The organism is Gilliamella sp. Choc6-1, from assembly GCF_001690385.1.
In the GTDB taxonomy this organism is placed as follows: Bacteria; Pseudomonadota; Gammaproteobacteria; order Enterobacterales; family Orbaceae; genus Gilliamella; species Gilliamella apicola_A.
In genome coordinates this window covers 1-6,402 of record NZ_LZHI01000004.1, presented here as the reverse complement: position 1 = coordinate 6,402, position 6,402 = coordinate 1, and the positions used below count along the sequence as shown (strand labels likewise).

Sequence of the window (6,402 nt, the reverse complement as noted above, 5' to 3'; positions counted from 1 at the left end):
TTATTTTAAATTTTATTTATTTTTTATCTATATTATGTTATCTTTTCGCCTATAATTAGTTCAACTGAAGAGGATGACATATCAATGAAAATGACTTTCAGACCAACAGATTGTTGGCGTTGGTATTTTGATAATCAGTACGATAGTCTGATGCTTGAAGTTTCAAACGATATGTTATTCCGGTGTTGTTATTCAAGTAAAATGTTGATTCCTGATGTTTTTCGAGAATTTCCTTTTTCTGTCAGTGATGCAACAGCATATTATCAATTTTATGATAGTTGCCAGTTTTTAAACTTAACAGAATCACAAAAAATAGAGTTATCGATTAATGCCATTATTGCTGCTAATTTTATAAAACCACAGATGCCAAAGAGTTGGTATTTCTCTCAACAGCCTATGTTATATACACCAAAAACAGCGGATATTGTTAAAGTTAATATACAAGATGGTGGAAAAAAAGTTTATTTAATGGTGGTTGAGGCTGGCGAAAAGGCTTCCCTTTGTGTTATTGCTCAGCCTACCTTTATGGTCATGAATAAAACTTTTTATTTTTCTGAAGTAATTAAAGTGATGAATGATAGATTAGCACCATTACAGCAAAACTTAATCGATAAAGAAATCTCATCTTTAGAACAAGTTGAGTTAGAAGCCATTTCTTAAACAATTCAATTTCATTACTTCTTTTGGAAAATCAGCTATAAACTTAATTAAAAACTTTAAATTCGGTTTTTCTAAGTAGTATACATATTTAATGTACATATAATTAAATACGCTAAATTAAAATATGAATACTACTGAAAGTTTAGATAGTAATACTGTTGTTAATAGAGCGAAACAAAGAATATTAAAGATTTGAAAGACACAAGCTCTAACAGTGTATTTGTCTAGTGATTAATAAAATTGACTTTGAGATGCATAATGGTAAGCCAAATAATACTTACATGATCAATGCTGTCTTTAATTACAATCAGTACGTTTGAATTCTATTTATATAAATAATAAAAATTATATTGATTTAGATAGAAAATCAGTTGATGGCACATCAATAATTACCGCTAACTGTCATGATACCAATTTAACTTTATAATTTTGTTTCGTTAGAGATTAAAATCAATTATTAATATGTTGATACAAAATAAAATAAAGGCTTTCCTGAAAATATAAAAATATCACATTCCTAGCACTTTTTTAATTTATTATAAATAATGGCTACCAAAATTGTTATCAATTAGTTATAAACTAATTAAATTGAATAATACTAGTTTGTTTATAAATAATGATCGTTTTTATCTTCAAATTACGTTGAGCTAACTGTTTTTATTGGCTACTTTTTTTATTAGCCCAATTTCGATATTGCCATTAGGTAAACAGCTGCAAGCTAAAATATGATTATTTCGTTTCTCAGCTGATTGTTTTAATGTGCTTATTTTTCCTTCTTTCAACTTTATTAAACATCGACCACATACACCGGAACGACATGAATAGGGTAATGCTATTTTGTGATGTTCTAACTGCTCTAAAATAGTTTGTTTATTATTCCCTTTGAATGATCTACCTTCGAATGTAATGATGCATGGTTGTGTTTCATTTATTGTTTCTGTTGGGAAATTTTTTATATAATTTTTGGCTGGCTGTCGTTCTAATATTTCTATTGGATCATTAACTGAAATTGAACCATTATTTCGAGCGATCATATTCATACCAAAATCAATTTTACCTTGTTCATCAGCTCGAAAATAGCGCAGTGTATTGAGAGGTTCATTATTAGCTAATGGTTTAGCTGAATTAAAATTTAATGTGGTTAGCATACAGCGATTGCAAGGTTTGACGATATCAAATATAACATTACCAATTTTAATTGTCTTCCAAGCATCTTCAGCGAAAGGCAAGGCGCCTTTTACAATAATATTGCTACGAAATTGCCGAATATCGAGTTTTATAGGGCACTTTTGTTGTAAATAATTAAATGATGCTTCATTCAATAATAAATAAGGATAGCGATCGGCAAAACTAATTGGTATTTGTGGATATCGTTTAATTCGTCTTGTTAGGTTATTGCCAACCCAACGTATTTGAACATCTTTTCGTAGAAATTGACTAAAAAATTGATTAACTCTGATTGAAGCGATTTGAGATGTAAAATGATTGCCCCAAACTTCAGTTGGTTCATTGTTTTTTGAAAATTCGTCAAAATTAATCGTAATCGCTTTTTGAGAAGAAATAGAAACGTCAATATTATTATTCATCACTGAAGTTTTCAGTTTTAAAAGCTCAGGATATTGTCTTGCTGTAATAAATGTTCCATCAGGTTCGCTAATCATCAATACACGATCGTATTCAAAACCACCGTCAACCATTTTGTTTTTTTTAAGTGATATTCCTTGAAGCGATTTAATTGGATAAATATATAATTGATTGACAGAGATCATAATGTACCAATAAATAATAAACGTTATTATAATTTTAAAATTAATAAACCCTAAGTTATGAATAGTAAGCTGTACACTTATGGCTAATTAAGTGTTACATAGGAAGTTCCTTTAAAACTTTTGCATATTTGTCTGTATATGGCTTAGACATTTCAGAACTGTTTGTAAAGTAGAAAACAAAATGCCCATTACTAATGACTTTTGTAGGTGTTTTTAGCTCATTACATTCAACTATAGTACTGCTGTATAAAAATGAATCTCGAATAACTTTCTCATATTTATCGGCCTCAGACACCGAACTAAATGTTAATATATTGATTGTAAAACTTGGATAATAATCACCATTGATGGGGGTTTTGCTTTTAAATTTAAAGCTTTTCAAGCCTGAACCATTAAATTGATAGACTTGCTTTGATTTACAATCTTGAATACTTATTTTTTGAGATGTGTTGCTTGATTCTAACGAAAAATTATCTTGATCAAGCCTTTTAAAAAAAGGTATTATTTTTTCAAATTCAACACTATCAAAGTCAAGTATTAACTCATTTTTTAAAAATGATGAATTAGCATCCTTACTTGGATTAATTAAATAGTAAGAAATTGCCATAATCAATAATATAATCAAAAGCACACATTGTGCAACGATAACTCTTTTATTTCTCATGTTTATTTTTTGCATTCCTTCATTTCATGAATTATATAAACTATTAAAATAGTATATATCATATTAATTGCTTATAGCGAATTTCTAAAATATAAAAATAATTTTTGCCATTTGGTGTAATGACCGATATTTCATCATCAACTTTATGACCAATTAGTGCTCTGGCAACTGGGCTATTAATTGAAATCCAATTTTTCTTAGGATCAAATTCGTCTGGACCCACAATACGGTAAATATGTGAATCACCTGATTCATCTTCTAGCTTAACCCAAGCGCCAAAAAACACTTTGCCTTCTTGCCTAGGATCGGGATCCACAATTGTTAATATTTCTAAACGTTTAGTTAAAAAACGAATGCGCCTATCAATTTCACGTAACCTTCGCTTTCCATAGATATATTCAGCATTTTCACTGCGATCCCCAAGTGCAGCTGCATCGGAAACTGCTTGTGTGACACGAGGTCTTTCTTCTCTCCATAAATATTTGAGTTCGCGATCGAGTGCCAAGTAGCCCTCTCTTGTTATATAATTAGCTTTTTGCATAATAAGATTACATTCCGTTAATTGACAGAATATACAGAGATACCATGATAAATAACCAAATAAGCCATATTATAGCGAATGAACTGACTGTAAAACCAGAACAAGTTTTAGCTGCGATCCAATTATTAGATGAAGGCAGCACTGTTCCTTTTATTGCTCGTTATCGAAAAGAGGTCACAGGAGGACTTGATGATACCCAATTACGTGCTTTAGACAGCCGTTTAAGTTATCTGCGCGAACTGGAAGATCGCAAGCAAACCATTTTAAAATCAATTGAAGAGCAGGGTAAATTAACTCCAGAGCTTAGCCAAAGTATTACACAAACACTAAGCAAAACCGAACTTGAAGATCTTTATTTACCTTATAAACCTAAACGACGCACTCGTGGGCAAATAGCTATTGAAGCAGGTCTTGAACCATTAGCTGATGACTTATGGCAAAACCCGACGCTTGATCCTGAAAAAGAAGCAGAAAAATATTTTAATGTTAATAATGGTATTGCTGATACTAAATCAGCTTTAGACGGCGCACGCTATATTTTAATGGAACGATTTGCCGAAGATGCAGCACTGCTTGCTAAAATACGTCATTATCTTTGGAATAACGCTCATTTGGTTTCACAAGTGGTAAGTGGCAAAGAAGAAGAGGGCGCAAAATTTCGAGACTACTTTGCACAAAGTGAACTTATTTCTAAAGTGCCTTCTCATCGTGCATTAGCAATGTTTAGAGGTCGCAATGAAGGTTTTTTACAGCTTTCATTAAATGCCGATCCACAATTTGAAGAAGCGCCCAAAGAAAGCTATTGCGAACAGATTATTATCGAACATTTAGGCGTTCATTTTAACGCTCAGCCTGCTGACAAGTGGCGTAAAGCAGTCATTAATTGGGTATGGCGTATCAAAATTTTGATGCATATGGAAACCGAACTGATGACCACTTTACGTGAACGTGCCGAAGAAGAAGCAATTAATGTTTTTGCTGCAAATTTACACGACATGTTGATGGCTGCACCTGCAGGTATGAAAGTCACCATGGGGATGGATCCAGGGTTAAGAACCGGAGTTAAAATTGCGGTTGTTGATGCGACCGGAAAATTAGTTGCCACCGAAACTATCTATCCGCATACAGGACAAGCTGATAAAGCCGCTATGATTGTTGCTACACTTTGTATTAAATATCAGGTAGAGCTAGTAGCAATTGGTAATGGAACAGCATCACGCGAAACCGAACGCTTTTATCTTGATGTTCAAAAAAAATACCCAGAAGTAAAAGGACAAAAAGTAATTGTAAGTGAAGCGGGAGCATCAGTATATTCTGCATCAGAACTTGCAGCTCAAGAGTTTCCAGATCTTGATGTATCAATTCGTGGTGCGGTATCCATTGCAAGGCGATTGCAAGATCCATTGGCAGAGCTAGTTAAAATCGATCCTAAATCGATTGGAGTAGGTCAATATCAGCATGATGTAAGCCAAACTCAGCTAGCTAAAAAACTTGATGCAGTTGTTGAAGATGGTGTTAATGCGGTAGGTGTTAACTTAAATACCGCATCAATGATGCTACTTGCGCGCATTGCTGGACTCAATAAAGTTATCGCCCAAAATATAGTTGATTGGCGTAATGAAAATGGGCAATTTACCGATCGTAAGCAGTTATTAAAAGTATCACGCTTAGGTCCTAAAGCATTTGAACAATGTGCTGGCTTTTTAAGGATTATGGATGGTAAAAATCCGCTTGATGCATCAGCCGTTCACCCTGAAGCTTATCCTGTAGTAGAGCGAATTTTAGAAAAAAATCATAAATCATTAAAAGACATTTTAGGTGATTCAAACTACTTAAAATCACTGAAAGCCATTGATTATGTAGATGATCATTTTGGGGTACCAACCGTGACAGATATTATCAAAGAGTTGGACAAGCCAGGTCGAGATCCAAGACCAGAGTTCAAAACGGCGCAATTTGCGGATAATATCGAAACCATGGAAGATTTAAAGATTGGCATGATAATGGAAGGTGCGGTAACGAATGTAACCAATTTTGGTGCATTTGTGGATATTGGTGTGCATCAAGATGGCTTAGTTCATATATCGGCATTATCTGATAAATTTGTAGAAGATCCAAGGACGGTAGTAAAAGCAGGTGATATTGTTAAGGTTAAAGTTATTGAAGTCGATATTGCGCGTAAACGTATAGCTTTATCAATGCGACTTGATGATCCTGCAACATTAAAATCAAATGTTGATAAGCTTGGCCATAATAAATCTTTTGCCAATACCAAAAATAATCGCACATCATCTTTAGCAAACAGCACAATGGGAAATGCCTTTGCTGTTGCTTTTAAGAAAGGGAAATAGCCCAATACATTCCTATCATTAGGCTTTTTAATCTTAATGATAGGAATATCATTTCAAATTGGTCGTTTGTTAAAGACATTAGTGATGAAAAGCAACTTAGTAAACTTATGTTTTTGTCGATATATTATACGAATGTGTATGATTAAGTTATCTATCTAATTTTATATTCATTTGATTTAAATCAAATCTTCTATTTAAAAATATCTTTGATATTGATATCATCTATTGATGAAATATTTGCTTTTATAATTTTAAATGATTAAAATTGTACCAACTTATACGGTTTTATTAGTTATCTTTTTTCACGTCCCAATAATCTTTTTTATTAAGCCATCTTTAAAACGTATTGAATAATAAAATAAGTAATCATTTGTTGTTAGTGATATTGTACTAAAACGAACTCATCAAAGTTTTTAA

At 32.4% G+C, this 6,402-nt stretch carries 4 protein-coding genes and 1 pseudogene; 2 read left to right on the top strand and 3 right to left on the bottom strand.

Annotated features, from left to right (window positions below):
• Positions 1-84: 84 nt before the first annotated feature.
• Complete coding sequence (locus A9G36_RS00085) at positions 85-660, top strand: cell division protein ZapC (protein WP_051825289.1); 576 nt, start codon at positions 85-87, stop codon at positions 658-660.
• A 647-nt stretch (positions 661-1,307) separates the two neighbouring features.
• Here the strand turns inward: A9G36_RS00085 and A9G36_RS00080 are convergent.
• The 3 genes from A9G36_RS00080 to greB all read right to left on the bottom strand — a co-directional run bounded on the left by A9G36_RS00080 (position 1,308) and on the right by greB (position 3,634).
• Positions 1,308-2,429 (bottom strand): YcbX family protein, encoded by a 1,122-nt coding sequence (locus tag A9G36_RS00080; RefSeq protein WP_065568966.1) that lies wholly within the window; start codon positions 2,427-2,429, stop codon positions 1,308-1,310.
• A 94-nt stretch (positions 2,430-2,523) separates the two neighbouring features.
• Positions 2,524-3,108 carry a hypothetical protein gene (locus A9G36_RS00075; RefSeq protein ID WP_141670588.1) on the bottom strand — a complete coding sequence of 195 codons (585 nt, stop codon included), beginning with the start codon at positions 3,106-3,108 and terminating at the stop codon, positions 2,524-2,526.
• A 43-nt stretch (positions 3,109-3,151) separates the two neighbouring features.
• Positions 3,152-3,634: a transcription elongation factor GreB gene (greB, locus tag A9G36_RS00070; RefSeq protein ID WP_034946589.1), complete on the bottom strand. Its 483-nt coding sequence runs from the start codon at positions 3,632-3,634 to the stop codon at positions 3,152-3,154.
• Positions 3,635-3,678: 44 nt separating this feature from the next.
• Between greB and A9G36_RS00065 the strand changes: the two are divergent.
• Positions 3,679-5,850, top strand: a pseudogene (locus tag A9G36_RS00065) (Tex family protein); the annotation flags it as partial.
• Between the last annotated feature and the right edge of the window lie 552 nt (positions 5,851-6,402).